The following is a 22,368-nucleotide window of genomic DNA, read 5'->3' as shown; positions in this document are numbered from 1 at the left end:
CCGGAAATGAGTGAAATTGCCGCAATAATTGATACTCTGGAAAGCAGGGTCGCCAAGCTGATCGCGAAAATCGACAGTCTTGAAGGCCAAATCGTTACCCTGAAACAGCAAATCGGGACGTCGGAAACGGCGGCCAGGAAACAAGTGGAAGAACTGGCTTCGATGAAGGAAGCCTACGAAACGCTGAAGACGGCCAACGCATTACTGGGCAGTGACGAAAATAAAAGAGAGACGAAGCTTAAGATAAATTCATTGATCCGCGACATCGATCATTGTATCGCGCAACTGGCAGATTAACATGAGTGAAAAGCTGAAAATCAAGATATCGATTGCCGACCGTGTGTACCCGCTGACGGTAGACATGGCGCAGGAAGAAGGCCTGAGAAGCGCCGCGAAGAAAATCGATATGATGATCAAGCAATTTGAGGAGAATTACGCCGTTCGCGACAAGCAAGACGTTCTGGCCATGTGTGCGCTGCAATTTGCCGCACAGGTTGAACAGAAGCAGATGGACAACGCGATCGACGGCACCGAAACCATCGGCCGCCTGGCGAAGCTCAATGATTTACTGGCGCAACATCTCGACAGATAATACGTTCTTATACACACGATACTGCCTACATTAGACCAAATTTGATAAACTCAACACTAACAATTTAGAATGAGCGAATCATCACTACTATAGCATGCCGCCCCGTCGCGGAAGCTTGAACAGTGAGTTAGCTCAAAACTTGTCTTTACGAGTTTATAAAATCTTTCTGATGTAGGCTTTTTTTTTATAAATAGCCGAAAGGCAACCAGTTCTTAACACACACAAACCAAAATGGACAGTACATTACTTATAATCATCATCGGAATCGTTGGTGCGGCAGCCGGGTTCGGCATCGCCAAATACCTTGAAAAAAGCAACGTTTCCAACCTGATCAAGAACGCGAAAAAAGAAGCGGCCGCGATCGTGAAAGAAGCCAACCTGCAGGCCGAAAATACCAAACAAGCAAAAATTCTTCAGGCGAAAGAGAAATTCATCGAAATGAAGGCCGAGCACGAACAAGTCATCCTGGCCCGCGACAAGAAAATCGCAGAAATCGAAAAACGCACGCGCGACAAGGAATCGCAAATCTCTTCGGAACTCGCCCGCGCCAAGAAAGCTGGCGACGATTTCGAAGCCAAAATGGCCGAATACCAATCTAAGGTTGAAATCCTTGACCGCAAACACCAGGAAGTCGAGCGCATGCACAAAAGCCAACTCGAGCAACTGGAAGTCATTTCAGGATTGTCTGCCGAAGACGCGCGCGACCAATTGGTGGAAGGCTTGAAGGCGGAAGCCAAGACCAAGGCGATGTCATACATCCAAGACACGTTGGAAGAAGCCAAAATGACCGCGCAGCAAGAAGCCAAGAAAGTCATCATCAACACCATCCAGCGCGTCGGAACCGAAGAAGCCGTCGAGAACTGCGTATCGGTATTCAACATTGAGTCCGACGACGTAAAAGGCCGTATCATTGGCCGCGAAGGAAGAAACATCCGCGCGATCGAAGCCGCTACCGGCGTGGAAATCATCGTGGACGACACGCCTGAAGCCATCATACTGTCGTGCTTTGACCCGGTGCGCCGCGAGATTGCCCGTTTGTCTTTGCACAAACTGGTTACCGATGGCCGTATTCACCCGGCGCGTATCGAGGAAGTCGTGGCCAAGACCACCAAGCAAATCGAGGAAGAAATCGCCGAAGTGGGCAAACGCACCGTCATCGATTTGGGCATCCACGGATTGCATCCTGAACTCATCCGCATTGTCGGACGCATGAAATACCGTTCGTCTTACGGCCAGAACCTGTTGCAGCACTCACGCGAGGTAGCCAAACTCTGCGGCATCATGGCAGCAGAATTGGGCTTGAACGTGAAACTGGCCAAACGCGCCGGATTGCTCCACGACATCGGCAAAGTACCCGATACCGAAAGCGACTTGCCACACGCACTTTTGGGCATGCAATGGGCCGAGAAATACGGCGAGAAAGAAGAAGTTTGCAACGCCATTGGCGCGCACCACGACGAAATCGAGATGAAGTATTTGATTTCACCGATTATCCAGGTGTGCGACGCGATTTCGGGCGCAAGGCCAGGCGCACGCCGCCAAGTGTTGGATTCATACATCCAGCGTTTGAAAGACCTCGAAGACATCGCCTTCGGGTTCAGCGGTGTGAAGAATGCCTACGCCATCCAGGCCGGCCGTGAATTGCGCGTCATCGTAGAAAGCGAAAAAGTAAACGACGAAAATGCCGCGAACATGTCGTTCGAGATTTCACAGAAAATCCAGACCGAGATGACGTATCCGGGGCAAGTGAAAGTAACGGTAATCCGTGAGACGCGTGCGGTGAACATCGCAAAATAAAAGTCGGACCGAAGTTCGAAGGCGAAACGATTAGATCAAAAAAAGAATCCGGGCATTGTTCCGGATTTTTTTTTGGCGTTGCCTTCGGCCGCGCTGTCCGCAGTACGCGGTACTTTGCTTCCATCGCTAACGCACGCGAACAGCCCAATCCAAAAACCTTGACCCAATTCCCCGCGTAGGCAGTCTTTCAGCGAAGCGGTCTTTGCTCTTTCCGCGAAGCAATCTATTTCCTTGGATGAAACTGCTGCATCACTTGCGTCAAATGCTTTCGGTCCAGATGCACGTAGATTTCGGTCGTCGTAATCGATTCATGGCCGAGCATCAATTGTATCGAACGCAGGTCGGCGCCATTTTCCAACAAATGCGTCGCAAAGGAATGCCGCAACGTGTGCGGGCTGATGTTCTTTTTAAGGCCGATTTTCACCGCCAACTCCTTGATGATCGTGAACACCATCGCGCGCGTGAGCTGTCGGCCGCGGCGGTTGAGGAACAACGTATCTTCAAACCCTTTCTGGATGGTCAGATGACTGCGGATGCCGTTGCGATAAAAATCAATGAACCGCTGCGTTTGCGGGCCAATAGGAACGAAACGTTGCTTGTTGCCTTTGCCCGTGACTTTGACGAAACCTTCATCGAAAAACAAATCCGACACTTTCAGCGACACGAGTTCCGAGACACGCAACCCGCAACCGTACAAGGTTTCCAGCATCGCGCGGTTTCTTTCGCCTTCCGGCAATGACAAATCAATCGCGCCGATGAGATTGTCGATGTCATCGACCGATAAGGTATCGGGAAGTTTGCGGCCGGTTTTGGGCGTTTCAATGAGCACCATCGGGTTGTCCTGACGGTAATCCTCAAAAATCAGCCAAGTAAAAAAGCTCTTCAGACCCGAAATGATCCGCGCCTGTGAACGCGCATTCAACTCGCCTGACACTTTATAAATGAACTGCTGCACAGTTTCTTCCTTGATGACAATGGGCGAAACCTCGATTTGTTGTTCAGCAAGAAAACTGCAAAGCCGCTCGATGTCAAAGGTATAATTCGCCACGGTATGCACACTCAAGCCGCGTTCGATCTTGAGATACGACTGGAAATTCTTGATGTACGACGACCAGCTTTTCATAGAATCCTGTAAAGCAAAATGCAAAAGTTGTAAGACTTACCCTAAACCAACAGGGTAATTTTGGCTTACTAACTTAAAATAAAAAACAATGAAAACTTTAAAAATCTTCGCAACTGCAATCGTATTCGCTTCTACCCTGACGGCAAACGCCCAAAATGAAGCTGACAACAAATCAGACAAATCTGCCAGCTTCGGCGTAAAAGGCGGTGTCAACTTCGCCACGATCACCGGTGACGACTTCGACAGCCCAGACATGCGCACCAGCTTTCACGTAGGCGCATTGGCCGAATTCCCATTGGCGGAGATGTTTTCCCTGCAGGTGGAAGGCTTGTATTCCAGTAAAGGTTTTAAGAGCGAAATCGACGGTGGTCTGGTAGGCGGCGATGGTGAGATTGAATACCAACTGGACTACATCGACGTTCCTGTGCTCGCGAAAATCTATGTCACGAAAGGCCTGAGTTTCGAGGTTGGCCCGCAGTTCAGCTTCTTGGTGAACGAGGAAATCGATGCCGACCCAACTGGCGACGGCGGTGATCTCGAAACCAGCGAGGCCGAAGATTTCGACTTCGGCGTTGCCGGCGGCCTTACGTTCCAGACAGAGATGGGCTTGTTCGCTACTGGCCGTTACACTTACGGTATGACGGAAATCATCAAGGACTCAGACGCGCACAACTCGGTCATCCAGGTTGGCATTGGCTATAAATTCTAAAAACCAATCGGTGTAAAAACAAAAAACCTCCCAAATTGGGAGGTTTTCTTTTATGATAAGTCCTGATTAGAACTTGTAGATGATACCGAAGTTGATATCTTCCATGTCAAGTCCAAGACCGAATGTAGTCCTGTTTTCAGCACCGTCAACGTCTTCTTTCTCAGACGAGAAGCCCAAAACTCCGATTGAAGCTTCGATAGCCCAGTTGTCAGACAAGAAGTAGCTTACACCCGGAGCCAAAGCAACTTCAAAACCGTTAGTTTTAATTTCAGCTTCGTCTTCAGCAGTACGGTAGTTCACACCCAATTGACCGAACAAAGAGAAATCGCTGGCAGGTGTCATGTAGTAACGACCGAAAGCACCGATAGTCAATGCGTTTGTTGTAGCATCATCCACACCGTTGTCAACTTTCGTAGACTCGTAACCGATTTGGCCACCGATAGCAATGTTCTCAGATACGAAGAAACCTACCCTTGGCATGATTTCGAAACCGTTAGTTTTCAAATCACCCTCTTTAGATGAGCTGATACCGAAAGAGCCAGAAATGAAAACGTCGCCATTAGCAAAACCTTTTCCACCTTCTGATTCTTTTTTGTCTTGTGCGTTAGCAAATCCGAAAGCGAACAATGCTGCAGCGGCAAAAATAATTTTTTTCATGTTTTGTTTTGTTTTAAAATTATGCGGCAAATGTATAAAAAAAATAATACGAAACTACTTACTAAAGAAATTTTCAGCATTACTTAATGAACACACATACCTAACACAACTTAGTTAATAATGGTCAAAATTAGATTTTACTAGCGTTTTGGGTTGCCCGAGACACGGCACTTTATCAACAAAGTTATTAACGGTTCCGGATACGTGCCTTAGATATCTTGTAATTCTTGTCCATTATTATATAACAAATGACCATGGGTTATCGTTAATTTTACCAAAATCATTAAAACGAATTAATCCGATGAAAAAAGCAATCTTCTCCTTATTGGCCGTTGTGGCGTTCGCGCTTCCAAGCCAAGCACAAGTGTTCAAACTCGGCATCAAGGCCGGCCCGAACTTCGCGAACTTTACAGGTAGCGACATCCAAACAAAGACACGCACGAGTTTCCATGCGGGCGGCGCGGCCGAAATTGGTATCTCCAAAAAATTCTCCGTGGCACCGGAACTGCTCTACACGTCTCAGGGCGCAGATGTTGAAGGTGTCGGCGATTTCAACCTCGACTATATTTCGGTACCGGTACTGGCCCGGATTTACATCGTCGAAGAAAAATTCAGCATTGACCTTGGCCCGCAGTTTTCGTTCCTACTCGATGGCGATGAGATTGCCGACGACATTGAGAATGAAGATTACGATTTTGCCGTGGCCGGCGGCGTAACGGTAAACATCACGAAAAGCCTTTTTGCCCAAGCGCGTTACGTAGCGGGTTTGACGGAAGCCTCGAAAGACGCCGAAGTCAAGAACTCGGTCGTGCAATTCTCGGTAGGTTATAATTTCCTTTAAGCCATCAATACCTGAAAAACCATTCCTTATATTAAGGAGTGGTTTTTTTATGCGCAGACGCAAACAGATAATATCCTATTTTTACGCTGCGGCAAAAGTAAAATCCCTATGAAAATCATCATCATCAACGGCCCAAACCTGAACTTGTTGGGCAAGCGCGAACCCGATGTGTACGGCAACCAGGACTTCGATTCGTACTTTGCGCAGTTAAAAGCCAATCATAGCAACGTAACATTGGAGTATTTCCAAAGCAATATTGAGGGCGAAATCATCAACAAATTGCAGGAAACCGGATTCAGTTACGACGGGATTATTCTCAATGCCGCCGCTTACACGCATACTTCCGTGGGCATTGGCGACGCCGTCAAAGCCATTGCCACGCCAGTCGTTGAAGTACATATTTCCAACACGTTTTCGCGCGAAGAATTTCGGCATCATTCGTACATCTCGGCGCATGCACGCGGGGTCATTCTCGGGTTCGGGCTCAAAAGCTACGAACTGGCCTTGCTTTCTTTCACCAATCCATGAAAAAAATCACCTTACTCTTGTTGTTCGTTTCGACAATCCTGACGGGGCAAATCCGCGGCACGGTGTCCGACGAAAAGGGCAATCCGTTGCCGTTCGTATCGATTGTGGTCGAAAACACCTACAACGGAACGACGACCAATGAGAGTGGCCAGTATGAAATCGCGGTCAAATCGTCCGGAAAATATGTGCTGGTGTTTCAGTATCTCGGCTTCAAGACCAAGAAAATCACCGCCAACGTGACGCAATTGCCGCATACGCTGGATGTGAAACTGGCCGAAGAAAGCATCGAACTGGCCGAACTCGTCCTGAATCCGAAAGACAACCCGGCCAACGCCATCATCAAAAAAGCCATTGCCGCCCGAAAGGAAAACGCCGCCAAAACCGCAAAATATCGGGCAGATTTTTATTCCCGTGGCATTTTCAGGATCAAAAATGCGCCGAAAACAGTCCTCGGGCAGAAGATCGATATGTTCGACGACATTCTGGATTCGACGCGAACCGGCATTTTATACCTGTCGGAAACCGTGTCGAAGATTGTCTACCAGAAACCCGACAAAATCAAGGAAACCATCATCGCCTCCAAGGTAAGCGGGAACGACAACGGCTTCAGTTTCAACAACGCCGCGTCTGTCGATTTCGACTTCTACGAAAATTACATTCCGTTCGATGTGAACATCATCTCGCCCATCGCGTCGAACGCCTTCAATTATTACAAGTATACCTTGGAAGGCACATTTTTCACCGAAAACCGGCAGCAAGTCAACAAAATCAAGTTCACGCCTAAGCGCGCGCTAGAACCTTGTTTTGAAGGTTACCTATATATATTGGACGATTCGTGGGCGATATACGCCGTAGATGTCAGCATCAAAGGCAGCCAAATGCAGGAGCCGGCCATCAACACACTCTGGATCAAGCAGAATTTCAATTACAACCCAGCCAACCAAATCTGGGTGCGCAACACGCAAACCATCGATTTCGAGGCAGGCATGCTCGGCATCAATGTCAACGGAAAGTTTACGTACGTCTATAGCAATTTCGAATTTGAAGACCGTTTTGAACGAAAAACCTTCGGGCCGGAAGTGTTGTCGTTTGAGAAAGGCGCGAACAAAAAAGATGACGCGTACTGGAACCAGATGCGCCCGGTGCCGCTTACCGAAGAAGAATCCGCGGATTACGTCAAGAAAGACAAACTACAAACCAAGAAAAAATCGCAGCCGTACCTCGATTCTATCGATGCGAAACGCAACAAATTTAAATGGTCTGCGCCGGTTACGGGCTACACGTTCCGGAATTCCTTTAAGAACTGGTCCATCACGTACGACGGCCTGCTCACCGGTATCGGGTTCAATACGGTGCAAGGTTATAATACGGCAACTGGGGTTTCCTACACCAAACGCAACCCGGACAAACGCACGTTTACGACCATTGGCAGCAATTTCAGCTACGGGTTTTCGGAAGACCGGTTCCGCGCTACCGGCTACGTCACAAGGAAATTCAACAATACCGATAATTTGCAGATGACTTTGTCCGGCGGCAGCAGCATCGAGCAATTCAACGCCGCCAAACCCATCAACCGCGTGGTGAATTCACTGGCCACGACGCTTTTCAGGAACAATTTCATGAAACTGTACGACCGCAACTTCATCGGGCTGCAGTTCTCCGACGAAATCGCCAACGGCTTTACATTACAGGCAAACGTGGAATACAACCGCCGAAAACCGCTGTTCAACAATACCGACGAGTCCATTTTACGCAACAGCAAAGGCTACACATCCAACAACCCGCTCGCGCCGGACGATTTCCTCACGCCGGCTTTTGAAACGCACCATCTGGCGAAAGCACTCTTGGTGGCACGCTTTAACTTCGGGCAACAATACTGGTCGCGGCCAGACGGGAAATACAACATCCCAAATGACCGTTACCCAGTCGTTTTTGTGGGCGCCGAAAAAGGTTTCGCCGCAAGCGAGAAAAAATATGAGTTTATGCACGCCATGACGCGGCTGGTGTATGACCTTGATTTGGGCAACAAAGGCGTTTTGGGGATGAACCTCAAAGCCGGAAAATTCTTTGATGCCGACAGCATTTCGTTCGTCGACTATAAGCATTTCAACGGCAACCGCACGCACATCGGGCAATCCGAGCGCTACCTCAATACTTTTAATTTATTGCCTTATTACACGGCCAGCACGAACGACCAATATTTTGAATCGCACTTTGAATACGATGACAACGGCTACCTCATCAACAAAATCCCGTTGCTCAACAAGCTCAAGGCGACGCTGGTCATTGGTGCGGCGAACCTCGCCGTTCCGGACCGCAAGCCTTACAACGAATTCAGCATCGGGCTTGACAATCTTGGCTTCGGAAAGTTCCGGATTTTCAGGTTTGACTACGTACGCGCCTACCAAGGCGGATTTCTGGAAGATGGCGTGGTGTTCGGGTTGAAATTTTTGAATATTTTGGATTAGTTTAAAGTGCAAGGTTCAAAGTTCAAAGTTGTTTTACCGTAACTTTAAACTTTGAACCTTACGCCTTGAACTTTTTTAAGCGCGGACAATCTTCGCTCCGATGGCGCGCAATCTTTCGTCGATGTTCTCGTAACCGCGGTCAATCTGCTCGATGTTCTGGATGGTGCTCGTGCCTTTGGCCGACAACGCCGCGATCAAGAGTGAAATACCCGCGCGGATATCCGGTGAAGACATGGTTGTGGCCTTGAGTTGCGACTGGAAATTATGCCCAATCACGACGGCGCGGTGCGGGTCGCACAAGATGATTTTTGCACCCATATCGATAAGTTTGTCCACGAAGAACAAACGGCTTTCAAACATTTTTTGGTGGATCAGGACATCGCCTTTGGCCTGTGTCGCCACGACGAGAATGATGCTCAGCAAATCCGGCGTAAAGCCAGGCCACGGCGCATCGGCTACGGTCAGGATGGAACCGTCGATGTCTGTTTTCACTTGGTAATTCTCATGCGTCGGGATGAAGATGTCGTCACCGCGGCGCTCGAGCGTAATGCCCAGTTTACGGAACGTGTTCGGGATGACGCCGAGGTTGTCCCAGCTCACATTCTTGATCGTGATTTCGCTGCGTGTCATCGCCGCCAAGCCGATCCACGACCCAATTTCAATCATGTCCGGCAAGATGCGGTGCTCACAACCTCGGAGGCTTTCCACACCTTCAATCGTCAGCAGGTTTGACCCGATGCCCGTGATTTTCGCGCCCATCGAATTGAGCATCTTGCACAATTGCTGCAGATACGGCTCGCAGGCCGCGTTGTAAATAGTCGTCGTGCCTTTGGCCAAAACAGCCGCCATGACGATGTTGGCCGTGCCGGTCACCGAGGCTTCGTCGAGCAACATGTCGGTTCCCGTCAAGCCTTCACTGGTTTCCACACCGTAGAAATGGTCTTCGCGGTTGTAGCGGAATTTCGCGCCAAGGTTGATGAATCCTTCAAAGTGCGTGTCCAACCTTCTGCGCCCGATTTTGTCGCCGCCCGGTTTCGGGATGTAACCGCGACCGAAACGTGCAAGCAACGGCCCGACAATCATGATTGAGCCACGGAGCGAACCGCCTTCTTTTTTGAACGCTTCCGTTTCGAGGTAACCCACATTGACTTCGTCAGCCTGGAACGTGATGGAACCTTTGCCATTCTTCTGGATTTTCACGCCCAGATTGCCCAGCAACGTGATGAGTTTGTTCACGTCAATGATATCCGGGATGTTGTTGATGGTGACTTTCTCTGGTGTCAGCAACACCGCGCACAAAATCTGTAATGCTTCATTCTTCGCGCCCTGCGGCGTGATTTCACCTTTCAGACGGTGGCCGCCCTCGATTTTAAAAACACTCATAAAGGTTCGTTTACGACTTAATATTCTATGCAGTGGTTACTGCTTTCTGTTCTTTTGCTTTTTCTGCTTTTGCTGCATCATCTTCTGCGGGCCTTGCTGCTGCATCTTGTTGGAGGTCTTCTTGTTGGTACGCATCAAATCGTTGGTGTTCAACAGTTCTTCCTCGCTTTGCGACAGGTTGATCTTGCCGCCCGAGAGTTCCAGTAAGTGCTCGAAAATGACGTGGTCTGTCACCGTATCTTTGTTCCAACTCAGGTAAGATTTCTTCATGTGGTTGGCGATGACCTTGATGAGCGCGCTTTTGAGTTCGCCGTCTTCCCAACTGTTGGCCACGTCAATCATGTACGTGATGTTGTTGCCGTAGAAACGATATTTCGGCGAACGTTGCGGATACGGCAGCGGGTCTGGCCTCAGCTGCAACACCTCACGCGACGGAATCGGGTACGGCGAATCTACATCGAGCCTGAAATTGGACATGATGAACAATTGGTCCCAGAGTTTGTGCTGGAAATCGGGCACATCGCGTAAATGCGGGTTCAAGCTGCCCATGACCTGAATGATGTAACGCGCCAATTTATTGCGTTCGTCACGGTCTTGCACCGCCACGGCCTGGTCAATCAGCTTTTGCAGGTGACGGCCATATTCAGGAATGATCAGCGGCGGGCGCTCTGCGTTGTACTCTAAATAATGTACAACATCTGCGGCGTTTTCCCTTTGGTATTTTGTAGCCATAATTACAAGGATATGATGCCTTCTATTTCGTAGACGGCAAGGTATTTTTCGATGACGTGATCGGGGTCGCGCATTTCCACGTTCACCGATACCGAAGTGTACTTTCCGTTCTTGGACTGGTTGGTGGTAATCACGGCACCCAATCCGTCAAACGCATTTTCGACAGCTTCTATTTTGTCACGGTCCGTAGGAACAATAAATTTGTAAAGGTATAACGCGGGCCAGTCTGCGCTACCCGCGAGCTCTTCCTTGAGGCGCAGGAAAAACGCTTCTCTATCTTTATCCATCAGCAAAAAATAAACGCAAATATACGCGATTGAACTGACAGTTGAGGCGCTGTTCCGATAGTTTTCACCAAATAATCAACATTCGTCAGCGGGTTTCGATTTGATGCACATCACTCCCGTAAATATCGCTTGACAACCATGCCTGTTGGTACCGACAATTTTATTAGCTTTGCGGCTTATTTTCGCAAACGTGCCAAAAGAAATCGTTGTCATTATCGGCGGGCCGGGAACGGGCAAAACCACAATCATTGACGAACTGGTCAATCGCGGGTATTGCTGTTACCCGGAGATTTCGCGCGAGGTGACGGCCGAGGCAAAAAAACAAGGCATCGAACAATTGTTCCTCGAAAACCCGTTGTTGTTCAGCGAATTGTTGCTGGAAGGCCGCAAGAGACAATTCCGGAGCGCACTTGAAGAACCACACGACTTGGTTTTCCTCGACCGCGGTATTCCCGATGTCTTGGCCTACATGCATTACATCGGCGATGCGTATCCGCCATTTTTTGACCAAGCGTGCCGCGAACACACCTACACCCGGATTTTCATTTTACCGCCGTGGCAGGAAATTTACATATCCGATGCGGAGCGGTACGAGAATTTCGAGCAGGCCAAGCTCATCTATGGCCATCTCACGGAAACCTACCGCGGCTACGGTTATGATTTGATCGAAGTCCCGAAAGGCAGCGTGGACGAGCGCATCGATTTTATCCTTTCTTCACTCGACCAAAAGTAATTTTACGGGAAAGCCGTAATTTTATAGGGTCATATTGCCGACCTTTGGACTAGCCATGCAACCCGTAGACATCTTAAAGAAATATTGGGGTTTTGACCAATTCCGCGAGCCGCAGCTGGCCGTGATCGAGTCTGTACGGTCAGGGAAAGACACGTTCGCGCTCATGCCGACCGGCGGTGGAAAATCCATCTGTTTCCAAGTGCCGGCATTGATGGACGACGGCATCTGTCTGGTGGTTTCGCCACTCGTCGCCTTGATGAAAGACCAGGTATCGAACCTGCAGCAACGCGGCATCAAAGCCATCGCACTTACCGGCGGTTTGTCTGAGAACGAAACGAGCGACTTGCTCGACAACTGCCAATTTGGGAACTACAAATTTCTCTATCTGTCGCCCGAACGCCTGCAGGCCGATTGGATTGTGGACCGCATCAAGGCGCTGCCCATAAACCTCATTGCCATAGACGAAGCGCATTGCGTGTCACAATGGGGCCATGATTTCCGGCCGGCTTACCTGAAGCTTTCGGCATTGAAGGGATTTTTCCCGAAAGTACCGTTTCTTGCGCTCACGGCGTCGGCGACGTTACGCGTCCGGGAAGACATCGTACAACAATTGAAACTCCATGCGCCCGCAATATTCGTCAAGTCATTCGCGCGCGACAACTTGGCTTATATGGTGCTGGAAGCGGAAGACAAACTGTTCAGGATCGAGCAAATCCTGAAGAAACATCCGCAGCCTTCCATAATATATGTACGCAACCGCAAGGCGTGCATCGATTGGGCTACGCAACTCGAAGCGCTGGGTTTTACCGCGACATTTTACCACGGCGGATTGACATCGGGCGACAAGGCCAAAAACATGCAGCGATGGATGGACGAAAAGGCGCAGGTCATGGTGGCCACGAACGCCTTCGGCATGGGCATCGACAAAGCCAACGTGAAAACAGTCATCCATACGCAGTATCCGGAAAATCTGGAAAGCTACTACCAGGAAGCCGGACGCGCCGGACGAAACGCCGAGAAAGCGTATGCGGTTTTGCTGTCGGGGCCGTCGGACGCGATGGCCGCGCAAAGCCAATTTCTGTCAATGCTGCCCGATAAGGCATTTTTGTCTGCGGTCTATGTAAAACTGTGCAACTATTTTCAAGTAGCGTATGGCGAAGGCTTGGATGAAGAATTTTCATTCAACCTCAACCAGTTTTGCCTGCAGTACGATTTCCCTGCGGTGCGCACCTTCAACGCGCTGCAGTTCCTGGACCGGCAAGGCGTGTTGACGTTTTCGCAGGAATTTTCGGAAAAAGTGTCGCTTCAGTTCCTGATTGAATCCCGCGAAGTGTTGCGTTACATGAGTTTGAACCCGGCCGACGAAGAAATCATGCTCGCGATTTTACGGACGTATCCAGGCGTTTACGAACACCGGACGGCACTGAATATTCCGCTGTTGTCCAAAAAAGCGCACACATCGGGTGAAACCATCATGCAACTGTTGGCCAAATTGGAAAAGCAGCAAATCATTGCTTATCAGGCGCGGCAAAACGACGCTACAATTACCTTTAATGAAGTCCGCGAAGACGAACACACCATCAACCGCATTTCAAAATTCTTGGAATCTCAGAACGCGCTTAAACACGACCAATTACAATCGGTGATTGCGTATGTCATCGATAAGACAAAATGCAAAAGCCAGATGCTGTTGTCGTATTTTGGCGAGAAAGACAGCCAGCCGTGCGGTATTTGTTCGTTTTGCACGTCGAAAGACAAACCAAAGTCCGAAGCCCGCCTGCCTGAAAAAATACTGGCCTTGCTCAAAACCGGCGATCTGGATTCGAGAAGCATCCAAAAAATAACGGAAAGCCCGGAAACGGATATTATCTTTGCGCTACAGGATTTGTTGGACAACGACTTGATATCGGTGAAACCCAACAACCATTACACTTTGAAATAATACATGGAGAAACTCAGAATCGTGTTCATGGGCACACCCGAATTTGCATCGGGAATCTTGGATGCCATCGTGAAAGCACACTATGAAGTGGTTGGCGTGATTACCGCACCCGACAAACCGGCCGGCCGCGGACAAAAGATAAAATATTCGGCTGTGAAGGAGTACGCGCTCGAACACGGGCTTCATTTGCTGCAACCCACCAACCTCAAGAACGAAGGTTTCCTGGCCGAACTCCAAGCCTTGGACGCGAACCTGCAAGTAGTTGTAGCGTTCCGTATGTTGCCTGAAGTCGTGTGGCGTATGCCGAAACTGGGCACGTTCAACCTACACGCCTCGCTCCTGCCCGATTACCGCGGCGCGGCGCCCATCAACTGGGCTATCATCAATGGCGAAACCAAAACCGGCGTAACGACATTCTTCATCGACGACCAGATTGATACAGGGGCGATGATCTTGAGCCGCGAGACAGCCATCGGACCCAGTGAAAATGCCGGGCAACTGCACGACCGCTTGATGGATATCGGGAAAGATGTCGTGATTGAAACATTGAAAAGAATTGAAAGCGGCCAAGCAAGCCCGACGATACAACCCAATCACCCGGATTTGAAAACCGCCTACAAGCTCAACCGCGATAATTGCCATATCGACTGGAACCAAACATCCCAGAACATTTTTAATCTCATCCGCGGCCTGTCGCCCTATCCGGCGGCCTGGACTTTCTTCGCGGACGGTGACCAAGAATGGAACGTCAAGATCTACGAGGCAAGAATGACGATGGAAGGCCACCACCATCCGGCTGGAAAAGTCATGGTAACAAGGAAAAACATCAAGGTAGCGGTTGCGGGCGGTTTCCTGGAGATCACATCGCTGCAATTCCCTGGAAAAAAGCGCATGAATGCCGCAGAATTGCTTAATGGAATGTCATTTTCCGAGCAAATACGGGCGTTTTAGGTCGCCTTTATCAACAAAAGGGTTAACTTATCAACAAATTTCCGTAATTCAGCCGCGAACCGTTGCGTGGTAAGGAATTCCTTTTAAATTTGTTACTATTAACGTATGTTTAACCAACAATTTATAACTTTTTAAATCATGAACAAATCAGAATTAATCGATGCAATGGCTGCAGACGCAGGTGTAAGCAAAGGGCAAGCAAAAGCAGCTCTTGAGTCATTTTTGAATAATGTAAGCGGAACGCTGAAAAAAGGCGGAAGGGTATCTCTGGTAGGTTTCGGTTCTTGGTCAGTTTCTTCTAGGGCTGCAAGGGACGGAAGAAACCCACAAACTGGTAAAGCAATCAAAATTGCTGCTAAGAAAGTAGTGAAGTTCAAAGGCGGTGCAGAATTGGACGCAGCCGTGAACAAAAAATAATATAATTACCTCTTGTGAAAAGCCTTTCGTCCTGAAAGGCTTTTTTTTTTGGACATTTCATATCATAAAATTTGGTTTTTAATCTTTTTTATTTACATTTAATTCCAAATTGCAGTTAAATGATCTCGGAGAAATTAAAAAAAGGACAATTGCTGATCGCCGAACCTTCCATCATCGGCGACTTGTCTTTTAACCGGTCGGTCATTTTACTTGCAGATCACAACGACGAAGGTTCGGTAGGCTTCATCATCAACAAACCGTTGCGCTACACCATCAATGACCTTGTTCCGGACGTCGAGGCCAACTTCAAGATTTATAACGGCGGCCCGGTGGAACAAGACAATCTGTATTTCATTCACAACATCCCGGATTTAATCCCTGAAAGCATCGAGATTTCAAGCGGTATTTTCTGGGGCGGCGATTTTGAGCTGACGAAAAACCTCATCAACGAAGGCAAAATCAAGAAAGAAAACATCCGGTTTTTCCTAGGTTATAGCGGTTGGGGCGCGAACCAACTGGAGAGTGAAATGCAAGCCAACTCTTGGATCATCACCGAAAATCCTTACCACAACAAAATCATCGGCAAATCCACTACAGATTTCTGGAAAGAAAAAATCCTGGAATTGGGCGGCGATTATCCCATCTGGTCCAACGCGCCGGAGAATCCTTTGCTGAATTAAGCACCGATTTACAAGGACTTTTCGATTGTTTAAACTAACGCAAGCCTATTCTTGTGCTATTGTGGCATTGAGTTTATCCGTTAGGTTGCGCGCCAAGTCAGATACGTACGCCTTTTTCCGGTATTGGGTAATCGGTCGGATGCCTTGGATGACATTGGTGATGAAAAGTTCGTCTGCTTTCTGTAGGTCAAATGGCGAAATGATGCTTTCGGACACCACAATACCGTCTATTTCCCTGGCCAATTTCAGGACTTGCTTGCGCATGATGCCGTTGAGGCAACCTTCAGAAACCGGAGGCGTAACGAGTTGGTCGCCAGAGAGCATGAAGAGGTTTCCCTGCAACGCTTCCACGACATTCTTGTTTTCGTTAAGCAGCAGGCAGTTGTCCAGACCATTTTCATCGGCGAAAATACTGCCTGTTATGTTGACCATCCGGTTGGTGGTCTTTATCGTAGACAATAGTTGTGCGGTCACATAAAAATCCTTGAATATATCGACCTCGTAATTAGAGTCATCAAATGTATATCCAGCATTTTCTAATGGCGAAGCCGTAATCACCCACGACACATGGCGGTCGGTCGGGAGATAAAAACCGCCGGGATTGCGGAATACCGTAATGCGTGCACGACCCGAATCTTGGACGCGCTGTGCCTCGGCAACTTTCAGGATTTGTGACTCGAAGAACTCCAAGGTAAAATCCATCGGAATTTCCATCCGGACAATCCGCATGGCCGACATCAGCCTGAAATAATGGTCTTCGAGAAATAAAATGCGACCCGAGGAGATTTTTACCGTTTCAAAAACGCCGTCGCCAAACAAGAAAGCGCGGTTGTCTGCCCCGAGCACATCGGTTGTGGCAATAAGGTTTCCGTTGAGATTAATCATAAAAAAAGCCCCAAAATGTGGGGCAAAGATAAGTTTTATATTTGGCTATACCGAGCCGATGACGTGTTTCAAATCGGCGACCTGGTTTTCCCAAAGCAGTTTTGATTCATCGAGTTCGTCTTCGTCTGCATAGTCAATGACCATCAGGGAAACGTCTTTGGTGATTTCGTCTTCCAGGATGCGCATCTCAAAATACAGGTCGGTGTCCTGATCGTGGTCATCGACCCAGCGGAACTTGACTTTCTCTCCCGTCTTCTTCGATACCAAACGCGCCTTTTGTTGCATGTCGTCCCAGATGAATGTAAAAAACTCACCGCGCGAATTGACGTTGTCCGCAAACCATTCAGACAATCCGGAAGGCGTCGAAATATATTGGTAAAGCAACTGCGGTGACGAGTTCAACGGAAACTCCAGTTCATATCGCACTTTTACATCCATGAGGCATAATTTTCGTGAAATATATAGAATTATAAACCAATATAAAAGTGTTTCCGGAAATAAAATTTTTTTCTGGCCTTACGCTTGCGACTGCCGATTTTAGTCTTATATTTGCACCCGCATTACAGGCGCGCCTGTAGTTCTTGGCGAGGTAGCTCAGTCGGTTAGAGCGCAGGATTCATAACCCTGAGGTCACGGGTTCAACTCCCGTCCTCGCTACTTGAAAAAGAGGTCCGTAGTTTTCTGCGGACTTTTTCTTTTTAGATGCTTTATAAAATTAGATTAAGCGAATATCTTAGGACATTTACTTAGGCAGATAAATAGAAAACTTCGCCCCTTTCCCGCGGCGGCCTTCGGCGGTGATAAAACCGTTATGGTTTTCGGTGATTTTCTTGCAGATGGCCAGCCCGATGCCGGTGCCGTCATAAGTTTCCTTTTCCAGTCGGCGGAATAGTAAGAAAATCTTATCGGCAAACTCTTGGTCAAACCCGATGCCTTTGTCGGCAAACACAATTTTCACGAATTCCTTATCGGAAATCGCCACGCCGTTGCATTGCTCGTCATCGGAAATCTTTTCCTGCGACACCTTGATTTGCGGCGGTACGCCCGGCTCGGTGAATTTGAGCGCGTTGGTCATCAGGTTCACGAAAAGCTGGTGGATTTGCGCCGGTATGCCGTGTATGGTAGGCAAATTCCCGACTTTTACGACGGCATTTCGCTCTTCGATATTCAGAGAAAGTTCCTGCACTACATCCTGCATGGCATCGGTGAGATTGATGTCTGCAAAGGCCTTGTCGCCTTTCATCGCCCGGGAATAATTCACCAGATCGATCAATAAGTTCTGCATCCGGTTGGCCGAAAATGCAATCCTTTTGAAATAATCCTGCCCAGTCGGCGAAATCGCTTCGAATTCCTGTTCTTCAATCCTCGAAATGAACATTTGGATCTTCCGGAGTGGTTCCTGCAAATCGTGCGAGACGATGTTGTTGAACGACTCCAGTTCGGCATTGATGGCCCGCAAGTGCTTGTTGCTTTCCTCCAAATTGGCGGTGTTGGCGTATTGTTCGGTGATGTCGTAATTGACGCCGATCATGACCAATTCGCCCTTGGAATTCTCGGCAAAACTGCTCACCGTGCGGATGTATTTCATCTGTCCGTTGGCCGGAAACAACCTGAATATAAGTGAAGTAGGTGTTTTTTTCGCGACAGCGTCCGTGTACATTTGTACGAGACGTTCACGGTCGTCCGGATGTATAAAAGGCAGAATATTTTCCAGCGATGGGGCAAACTTTTCCGCGACGACACCGATAAGGTTGTAGAAGTTTTCCGAAAACCAATAGGCGCGGTTTTGCAGGTTGTATTTCCAATGGCTGATGCCCGCGATTTTCTCCGCGGTGTTAAACGTGTAATTCAAAAACCTGAGTTCGTCGTTGAGTTTTTTCATCGAACGCAAATCGGCGCTGATGCGGGAAATCGATATCAACAAAATAAAAAGCGCGATCGTCACCAAGAGGAACGACGTGATAATCGAAGTGTCGATCTCGTAATTGTGATTAATCCGATTGACCTTGACGTTCGACGCCTCGCCTTCGAGCGAATGCTGGATGTACAAACGGACCTGGTCTGAAATGGAATCGCTCTGGGCCATGATTGCCGCCACTTCACGGTGATTTGTGCCCTTTTTTCGGGCCATTTCTATGGTTTGGAGATAGAGTGCGTATCGTTTCTTGAGCAGCACCCGCAACGAATCCGTGCTGAAATTGGGTGTCGGATGCAGTTCTTCCAGATTCAGCAACTGGGGTTCTATGAACCGTTCAGACCGAAATCGTTCCCTGAGATACACGCTGTCGCCGGTAATCAGGTAACTTCTCACGCTCGATTCATTGGCCGTCACCGCCGAAAGGATTTTCTCGAGTTCCAGCAACCGGCGGCTCGACACCGACATCGAATCGACCGACCGGCTCAGGTTCTGCATTTGGTTGAAGAACACAAACGTGATATAGGCAATGAGCAGAATGGCCGTACCCAAAGCGATCTTTATGACTAAAGATGACTTGTATAGGTACGTGTTTTTCATGGATTAAATGCTGAAAAGGAACGTTTCCAAATTCATTCCCGACGAATGGAACTGGAAATTCATATTGACGACGTCCTTGATGACTTTCTTGAGTGTCGCGAAATCATTGGGTTTGCGGATGTAGATATTCGCCCCGCCGATGAATGTTTCCTCGATGTCTTTTTCGGACGACGACGTAGAATAAATCGCTACCGACAAATTGTTGAACTTCGGATTCTTCCGGATGGCGCGCAAACAGTCGAAACCGGTGATGTACGGCATGTTCAAGTCAAGGAACAAAATATGTGGAAAATCTTCATCTTCTCTGTCCGGACTTTCGAGATGTTCCATGAGTTCGCGGCCGTCGCGGAAAACGGTCAAAGTGTGCTGAAGCTTAAGTTCGTGAATGGCCTCTGAAAAAAACTGACGGTCATCGGCATCGTCATCGGCCAGTAAAATGTGAAATGGATCCTGATCGCGGGTAGTCGGCATAATGTCTTGGTTTAACTGGTTTTGGCTGAAAGACGTCTTCTTTCGATGATTCGTTTGAACATGGACGGTGTCAATCCGGTAGTTTTCTTAAACTGGCCCGACAAGTGGGCTACACTACTGTAATTGAGCATGTAAGAGATTTCGGTGAGCGTCAATTCTTCTTCAATGATGAGTTTCTTCGCGCGCTCAATTTTTTGGATGATGAAGTAATTTTCGATGGAACTATACGTGTACTCCGAAAATACGTTCGAGATGTAGCCGTAGCTCAGGTTGAGTTTCTCGGACAAATACACCGAAATGGTCGTGAGCGGCATATCAGGTTCGTGGACCAATTCTACGATGGTGTCCTTGATGCGCTGGATGAGCTGATTTTTCGGGTTGCTGACAATCTCGATGCTGTAACGCGCCAGGTCTTTCTGGAGTTTGTCGAAATCAGCTTCCGAGATTTTGTTATTGATGATGATTTCGCCTAGACTCAACATTTCGTACTTAATACCAAGTGCGTCAAGATGTTCCCTGACGATTACTTTGCAAGCGGCGATACCATCGAATTTGATGTAAAACTTCATACACTTTTGGTTAATTCACTTTTTAAATATAACACAAAAAAACCTTACGCAATGGGCATTTTGCAAATATTTTAACGGTTTCAGATGTCATTTTTTAACAATTCAAGACGCGTTCACAAAAAAAACGACCTTACAGAATAAGATCGTTTTTTCCCCTAGAACAAAACAAAAAATTATTGCTTACAATAATTACGCTTGGCGTCACAAAACGGCGCCCGATGTGGGGTCGTCGTGTTGGTCTTCGCTTGATTTTATTTTCATAGCGCGCAGGGTTTTCGCGAAAAACGAAAGCCCGTCGTCTTTTACTTTATCTGGCACCGCGATCGCGGCTTTCGTCATGAGGGCCGGCACTGCGGTTGCGAGAATTGCCCGCAACGGCCCGCTGACTTTCCCCAACAACAATTTATTCGTAAGGAATCCGGTGGCCAACCCGATGCCGCCTTGCAGCAAATCAGCCTTCAGGCCTGGTGTTTCCTTGATGGATTTAAACGCGTTGCGCAATACGTTGGCTGGCGTCAGGCTTTCAATCAATTCATTGACTTCATTGGCGACAGCGTTTTTATTCGCTTCTTGCTTTTGCGACAGCCGGGCAATTTCGGCATCGAGCGTTGTCAAGTCTGTTATCTTTCCCATATCAATCCTTAAAAATCTGCCTGATGATGAAACTGTTGATTTTGGCTTTCAAACATTTGATACGCAATACGTATATGATAATCCCGACCAGGGCGTAAACCCCTGTGACGATGAAAAACCCATAATGCCATGCACCCATTAGTGCGCCCAACCAAAATGCAACCCCGATACTTAGGAAAACCAGGAAAAAGGAAATGACAACCCAAATGATGAACCCCGTAGCGACCGCCGCAAACACATCCGAGAACACCTTGATGGCTTTCAACCTGTAAAGCGCTACAGTGGTTTGTGCATATTCTTCTACGTGTTCGTAAATCCTTTCGGTAAACGATTTCTCCTCTTCCTTGTCTTCCATAGTAATTGGTTATTGGTTTATCGCGTTACAGCGGATTTGGCTTCACTCACTGCGTGCCTGCCGTTCTGCGCCAACTCTTCGCCCTTTGCGGCCAAAGAATCGAGTTTGTCTGCAGCGTTGTCCAGCGCGGAGTTGTATTTCCCTTTCAGGTTGTCGAATTTGCCTTTCAGATTGTCGGCCAAGTCGTCTTTTTTCTTTGCGAGTTTTTTGCGGGTTTCCGAACCCTTATCCGGCGCGAGCAATACGCCTAAAGCGGCACCTACTGCCAAACCTGCCACTGCGCCCAAAATGATTTTACCTGTACTCATGATTCTTGATTATAAAGTTAATATTTAGTGTTGATTTTCGAAGGACTATATCACAGCAATTTTCCCCGAATGTTTGTTTTTACAAAGTTGCTTTTATTCTCTTTGAACGTTGTTACATAAATATTTTTATATGTTACAACATTTACAGATGACGGAAAAACAACCCCGACAACCTTATATAAAATAATAAACATCGTCCCGATTGGCTTCTTTATACGAATCCCGGTCGTCAAAAACATCATCTTCTTGATGCGCGTACAATCCGTCTTGATCTTCTTCAGGGAAATTCATGAGTGAGTGGTACGTTGGCTCGTCATCCAAGATGGAATTGTACACATCGCTCTCGGCGAAATTGCGATCATGTTCAAGCCGTTCCAGATCATTATCCAGAATACTTTCGTGAGGCCAAGGCAATTCGTGCCCAGGATGCTCGTGTGTAAATCGTGTCATAGCAATGGATTTAGTTGTTCTTACAAAATTGCTTGGGCAGCTATCAGAAACCGTTACACAATTCTGGGACATTCTTATAAAGTTCACACCGAAGCCCTAGTATTAAAATAATGGAATGGTTATTCGACCCAATCAAAGCCATTTCGTTTGATTTCTGATTGTCAAAGCCTTATACATATGTTAAAACGACTCATAAAATTAACATTTGTATCATCTTATTCTTACATATTTGGAAAAATAGTGCATTTCGTCGATGTTTTATGCATTTTATCGATGAAAAATTTTTTTATTTAAGAGCGCCTACATACTTTTGGTTCGTCAAACATTTAAAACCAAATCAGA

The 22,368-nt window shown here is 47.8% G+C and carries 26 protein-coding genes, 1 tRNA gene and 1 other RNA gene; 14 read left to right on the top strand and 14 right to left on the bottom strand.

Annotated features, from left to right (window positions below):
- Positions 1–6: 6 nt before the first annotated feature.
- The 4 genes from ACM9J1_RS09090 (at position 7) to rny (ending at position 2,389) form a co-directional block, all read left to right on the top strand.
- Positions 7–297 (top strand): hypothetical protein, encoded by a 291-nt coding sequence (locus ACM9J1_RS09090; protein ID WP_415581719.1) that lies wholly within the window; start codon positions 7–9, stop codon positions 295–297.
- 1 nt (position 298) lies between these two features.
- Entirely contained in the window at positions 299–592 is a 294-nt protein-coding gene (locus ACM9J1_RS09085) for a cell division protein ZapA (RefSeq protein WP_415581718.1), read from the top strand.
- A gap of 48 nt (positions 593–640) precedes the next feature.
- Positions 641–747: non-coding RNA, 6S RNA (gene ssrS, locus ACM9J1_RS09080), on the top strand.
- 76 nt (positions 748–823) lie between these two features.
- Positions 824–2,389, top strand: coding sequence for a ribonuclease Y (gene rny, locus ACM9J1_RS09075; protein ID WP_415581717.1), 1,566 nt, complete (start codon positions 824–826; stop codon positions 2,387–2,389).
- A gap of 223 nt (positions 2,390–2,612) precedes the next feature.
- On the opposite strand, the gene xerD is transcribed toward rny, so the two are convergent.
- Positions 2,613–3,512, bottom strand: coding sequence for a site-specific tyrosine recombinase XerD (xerD, locus tag ACM9J1_RS09070; RefSeq protein ID WP_415581716.1), 900 nt, complete (start codon positions 3,510–3,512; stop codon positions 2,613–2,615).
- Positions 3,513–3,600: 88 nt separating this feature from the next.
- On the opposite strand from xerD, the gene ACM9J1_RS09065 reads away from it, so the two are divergent.
- A complete protein-coding gene (locus ACM9J1_RS09065) occupies positions 3,601–4,221 on the top strand; it encodes a porin family protein (RefSeq protein ID WP_415581715.1) in 621 nt (206 codons plus the stop codon).
- 66 nt (positions 4,222–4,287) lie between these two features.
- On the opposite strand, the gene ACM9J1_RS09060 is transcribed toward ACM9J1_RS09065, so the two are convergent.
- A complete protein-coding gene (locus tag ACM9J1_RS09060) occupies positions 4,288–4,878 on the bottom strand; it encodes an outer membrane beta-barrel protein (protein WP_415581714.1) in 591 nt (196 codons plus the stop codon).
- A 301-nt stretch (positions 4,879–5,179) separates the two neighbouring features.
- Between ACM9J1_RS09060 and ACM9J1_RS09055 the strand changes: the two genes are divergently transcribed.
- From ACM9J1_RS09055 to ACM9J1_RS09045, 3 genes are all read left to right on the top strand, one after another.
- Positions 5,180–5,719, top strand: coding sequence for a porin family protein (locus ACM9J1_RS09055; protein WP_415581713.1), 540 nt, complete (start codon positions 5,180–5,182; stop codon positions 5,717–5,719).
- Positions 5,720–5,827: 108 nt separating this feature from the next.
- Entirely contained in the window at positions 5,828–6,247 is a 420-nt protein-coding gene (gene aroQ / locus ACM9J1_RS09050; RefSeq protein ID WP_415581712.1) for a type II 3-dehydroquinate dehydratase, read from the top strand.
- A complete protein-coding gene (locus ACM9J1_RS09045) occupies positions 6,244–8,715 on the top strand; it encodes a DUF5686 and carboxypeptidase regulatory-like domain-containing protein (RefSeq protein ID WP_415581711.1) in 2,472 nt (823 codons plus the stop codon). The genes aroQ and ACM9J1_RS09045 overlap by 4 nt, the downstream gene beginning before the upstream one ends.
- A 75-nt stretch (positions 8,716–8,790) precedes the next feature.
- On the opposite strand, the gene murA is transcribed toward ACM9J1_RS09045, so the two are convergent.
- The 3 genes from murA to ACM9J1_RS09030 are packed head-to-tail and all read right to left on the bottom strand — an operon-like array spanning position 8,791 to position 11,117.
- Positions 8,791–10,098, bottom strand: a complete 1,308-nt coding sequence (murA, locus tag ACM9J1_RS09040; protein WP_415581710.1) for a UDP-N-acetylglucosamine 1-carboxyvinyltransferase — start codon at positions 10,096–10,098, stop codon at positions 8,791–8,793.
- A gap of 36 nt (positions 10,099–10,134) precedes the next feature.
- Positions 10,135–10,830: a DUF4290 domain-containing protein gene (locus ACM9J1_RS09035; RefSeq protein WP_415581709.1), complete on the bottom strand. Its 696-nt coding sequence runs from the start codon at positions 10,828–10,830 to the stop codon at positions 10,135–10,137.
- A gap of 2 nt (positions 10,831–10,832) precedes the next feature.
- Positions 10,833–11,117: a DUF493 family protein gene (locus ACM9J1_RS09030; protein WP_415581708.1), complete on the bottom strand. Its 285-nt coding sequence runs from the start codon at positions 11,115–11,117 to the stop codon at positions 10,833–10,835.
- Between the two features lie 190 nt (positions 11,118–11,307).
- Between ACM9J1_RS09030 and ACM9J1_RS09025 the strand changes: the two genes are divergently transcribed.
- The 5 genes from ACM9J1_RS09025 (at position 11,308) to ACM9J1_RS09005 (ending at position 15,840) form a co-directional block, all read left to right on the top strand.
- Positions 11,308–11,850, top strand: coding sequence for an AAA family ATPase (locus ACM9J1_RS09025; RefSeq protein ID WP_415581707.1), 543 nt, complete (start codon positions 11,308–11,310; stop codon positions 11,848–11,850).
- A gap of 55 nt (positions 11,851–11,905) precedes the next feature.
- Positions 11,906–13,792, top strand: coding sequence for a RecQ family ATP-dependent DNA helicase (locus ACM9J1_RS09020; protein WP_415581706.1), 1,887 nt, complete (start codon positions 11,906–11,908; stop codon positions 13,790–13,792).
- A 3-nt stretch (positions 13,793–13,795) separates the two neighbouring features.
- On the top strand, positions 13,796–14,743 hold the full coding sequence (gene fmt, locus ACM9J1_RS09015) for a methionyl-tRNA formyltransferase (protein ID WP_415581705.1): 948 nt from the start codon (positions 13,796–13,798) through the stop codon (positions 14,741–14,743).
- Between the two features lie 138 nt (positions 14,744–14,881).
- Positions 14,882–15,160: an HU family DNA-binding protein gene (locus ACM9J1_RS09010; RefSeq protein ID WP_415581704.1), complete on the top strand. Its 279-nt coding sequence runs from the start codon at positions 14,882–14,884 to the stop codon at positions 15,158–15,160.
- Between the two features lie 119 nt (positions 15,161–15,279).
- Positions 15,280–15,840 carry a YqgE/AlgH family protein gene (locus ACM9J1_RS09005; RefSeq protein ID WP_415581703.1) on the top strand — a complete coding sequence of 187 codons (561 nt, stop codon included), beginning with the start codon at positions 15,280–15,282 and terminating at the stop codon, positions 15,838–15,840.
- A 45-nt stretch (positions 15,841–15,885) separates the two neighbouring features.
- Here the strand turns inward: ACM9J1_RS09005 and ACM9J1_RS09000 are convergent, their stop codons facing one another.
- Positions 15,886–16,725 (bottom strand): aminotransferase class IV, encoded by an 840-nt coding sequence (locus tag ACM9J1_RS09000; RefSeq protein WP_415581702.1) that lies wholly within the window; start codon positions 16,723–16,725, stop codon positions 15,886–15,888.
- Positions 16,726–16,770: 45 nt separating this feature from the next.
- Positions 16,771–17,163 carry an START-like domain-containing protein gene (locus tag ACM9J1_RS08995; RefSeq protein WP_415581701.1) on the bottom strand — a complete coding sequence of 131 codons (393 nt, stop codon included), beginning with the start codon at positions 17,161–17,163 and terminating at the stop codon, positions 16,771–16,773.
- 145 nt (positions 17,164–17,308) lie between these two features.
- Here ACM9J1_RS08995 and ACM9J1_RS08990 point away from each other — a divergent pair.
- Positions 17,309–17,382: transfer RNA gene (locus tag ACM9J1_RS08990), tRNA-Met, on the top strand.
- 85 nt (positions 17,383–17,467) lie between these two features.
- Here the strand turns inward: ACM9J1_RS08990 and ACM9J1_RS08985 are convergent.
- The 7 genes from ACM9J1_RS08985 to ACM9J1_RS08955 all read right to left on the bottom strand — a co-directional run bounded on the left by ACM9J1_RS08985 (position 17,468) and on the right by ACM9J1_RS08955 (position 22,026).
- A complete protein-coding gene (locus tag ACM9J1_RS08985) occupies positions 17,468–19,240 on the bottom strand; it encodes a sensor histidine kinase (protein ID WP_415581700.1) in 1,773 nt (590 codons plus the stop codon).
- Positions 19,241–19,243: 3 nt separating this feature from the next.
- A complete protein-coding gene (locus ACM9J1_RS08980; RefSeq protein ID WP_415581699.1) occupies positions 19,244–19,711 on the bottom strand; it encodes a response regulator in 468 nt (155 codons plus the stop codon).
- Between the two features lie 11 nt (positions 19,712–19,722).
- Entirely contained in the window at positions 19,723–20,280 is a 558-nt protein-coding gene (locus ACM9J1_RS08975; protein ID WP_415581698.1) for a helix-turn-helix domain-containing protein, read from the bottom strand.
- A 201-nt stretch (positions 20,281–20,481) separates the two neighbouring features.
- A complete protein-coding gene (locus tag ACM9J1_RS08970; protein ID WP_415581697.1) occupies positions 20,482–20,913 on the bottom strand; it encodes a hypothetical protein in 432 nt (143 codons plus the stop codon).
- Position 20,914: 1 nt separating this feature from the next.
- Positions 20,915–21,268 (bottom strand): phage holin family protein, encoded by a 354-nt coding sequence (locus tag ACM9J1_RS08965; RefSeq protein WP_415581696.1) that lies wholly within the window; start codon positions 21,266–21,268, stop codon positions 20,915–20,917.
- Between the two features lie 17 nt (positions 21,269–21,285).
- Complete coding sequence (locus tag ACM9J1_RS08960; RefSeq protein WP_415581695.1) at positions 21,286–21,576, bottom strand: YtxH domain-containing protein; 291 nt, start codon at positions 21,574–21,576, stop codon at positions 21,286–21,288.
- Between the two features lie 174 nt (positions 21,577–21,750).
- Complete coding sequence (locus ACM9J1_RS08955) at positions 21,751–22,026, bottom strand: hypothetical protein (protein ID WP_415581694.1); 276 nt, start codon at positions 22,024–22,026, stop codon at positions 21,751–21,753.
- Between the last annotated feature and the right edge of the window lie 342 nt (positions 22,027–22,368).

It is taken from the genome of Flavobacterium longum (assembly GCF_965137575.1).
Classification (GTDB): Bacteria; Bacteroidota; Bacteroidia; order Flavobacteriales; family Flavobacteriaceae; genus Flavobacterium; species Flavobacterium longum.
Note: the sequence above shows the minus strand (reverse complement) of the source record. Positions and strands in the feature narration are given on the sequence as shown.

Excerpts from the sequence above, each read along its gene's own strand:
- ACM9J1_RS09090 (WP_415581719.1), top strand. The coding sequence starts at position 7 with ATGAGTGAAATTGCCGCAATAATTGATACTCTGGAAAGCAGGGTCGCC.
- ACM9J1_RS09085 (WP_415581718.1), top strand. The coding sequence starts at position 299 with ATGAGTGAAAAGCTGAAAATCAAGATATCGATTGCCGACCGTGTGTAC.
- rny (WP_415581717.1), top strand. The coding sequence starts at position 824 with ATGGACAGTACATTACTTATAATCATCATCGGAATCGTTGGTGCGGCA.
- xerD (WP_415581716.1), bottom strand. The coding sequence starts at position 3,512 with ATGAAAAGCTGGTCGTCGTACATCAAGAATTTCCAGTCGTATCTCAAG.
- ACM9J1_RS09065 (WP_415581715.1), top strand. The coding sequence starts at position 3,601 with ATGAAAACTTTAAAAATCTTCGCAACTGCAATCGTATTCGCTTCTACC.
- ACM9J1_RS09060 (WP_415581714.1), bottom strand. The coding sequence starts at position 4,878 with ATGAAAAAAATTATTTTTGCCGCTGCAGCATTGTTCGCTTTCGGATTT.
- ACM9J1_RS09055 (WP_415581713.1), top strand. The coding sequence starts at position 5,180 with ATGAAAAAAGCAATCTTCTCCTTATTGGCCGTTGTGGCGTTCGCGCTT.
- aroQ (WP_415581712.1), top strand. The coding sequence starts at position 5,828 with ATGAAAATCATCATCATCAACGGCCCAAACCTGAACTTGTTGGGCAAG.
- ACM9J1_RS09045 (WP_415581711.1), top strand. The coding sequence starts at position 6,244 with ATGAAAAAAATCACCTTACTCTTGTTGTTCGTTTCGACAATCCTGACG.
- murA (WP_415581710.1), bottom strand. The coding sequence starts at position 10,098 with ATGAGTGTTTTTAAAATCGAGGGCGGCCACCGTCTGAAAGGTGAAATC.
- ACM9J1_RS09035 (WP_415581709.1), bottom strand. The coding sequence starts at position 10,830 with ATGGCTACAAAATACCAAAGGGAAAACGCCGCAGATGTTGTACATTAT.
- ACM9J1_RS09030 (WP_415581708.1), bottom strand. The coding sequence starts at position 11,117 with ATGGATAAAGATAGAGAAGCGTTTTTCCTGCGCCTCAAGGAAGAGCTC.
- ACM9J1_RS09020 (WP_415581706.1), top strand. The coding sequence starts at position 11,906 with ATGCAACCCGTAGACATCTTAAAGAAATATTGGGGTTTTGACCAATTC.
- fmt (WP_415581705.1), top strand. The coding sequence starts at position 13,796 with ATGGAGAAACTCAGAATCGTGTTCATGGGCACACCCGAATTTGCATCG.
- ACM9J1_RS09010 (WP_415581704.1), top strand. The coding sequence starts at position 14,882 with ATGAACAAATCAGAATTAATCGATGCAATGGCTGCAGACGCAGGTGTA.
- ACM9J1_RS09005 (WP_415581703.1), top strand. The coding sequence starts at position 15,280 with ATGATCTCGGAGAAATTAAAAAAAGGACAATTGCTGATCGCCGAACCT.
- ACM9J1_RS09000 (WP_415581702.1), bottom strand. The coding sequence starts at position 16,725 with ATGATTAATCTCAACGGAAACCTTATTGCCACAACCGATGTGCTCGGG.
- ACM9J1_RS08995 (WP_415581701.1), bottom strand. The coding sequence starts at position 17,163 with ATGGATGTAAAAGTGCGATATGAACTGGAGTTTCCGTTGAACTCGTCA.
- ACM9J1_RS08985 (WP_415581700.1), bottom strand. The coding sequence starts at position 19,240 with ATGAAAAACACGTACCTATACAAGTCATCTTTAGTCATAAAGATCGCT.
- ACM9J1_RS08980 (WP_415581699.1), bottom strand. The coding sequence starts at position 19,711 with ATGCCGACTACCCGCGATCAGGATCCATTTCACATTTTACTGGCCGAT.
- ACM9J1_RS08975 (WP_415581698.1), bottom strand. The coding sequence starts at position 20,280 with ATGAAGTTTTACATCAAATTCGATGGTATCGCCGCTTGCAAAGTAATC.
- ACM9J1_RS08970 (WP_415581697.1), bottom strand. The coding sequence starts at position 20,913 with ATGGGAAAGATAACAGACTTGACAACGCTCGATGCCGAAATTGCCCGG.
- ACM9J1_RS08965 (WP_415581696.1), bottom strand. The coding sequence starts at position 21,268 with ATGGAAGACAAGGAAGAGGAGAAATCGTTTACCGAAAGGATTTACGAA.
- ACM9J1_RS08960 (WP_415581695.1), bottom strand. The coding sequence starts at position 21,576 with ATGAGTACAGGTAAAATCATTTTGGGCGCAGTGGCAGGTTTGGCAGTA.
- ACM9J1_RS08955 (WP_415581694.1), bottom strand. The coding sequence starts at position 22,026 with ATGACACGATTTACACACGAGCATCCTGGGCACGAATTGCCTTGGCCT.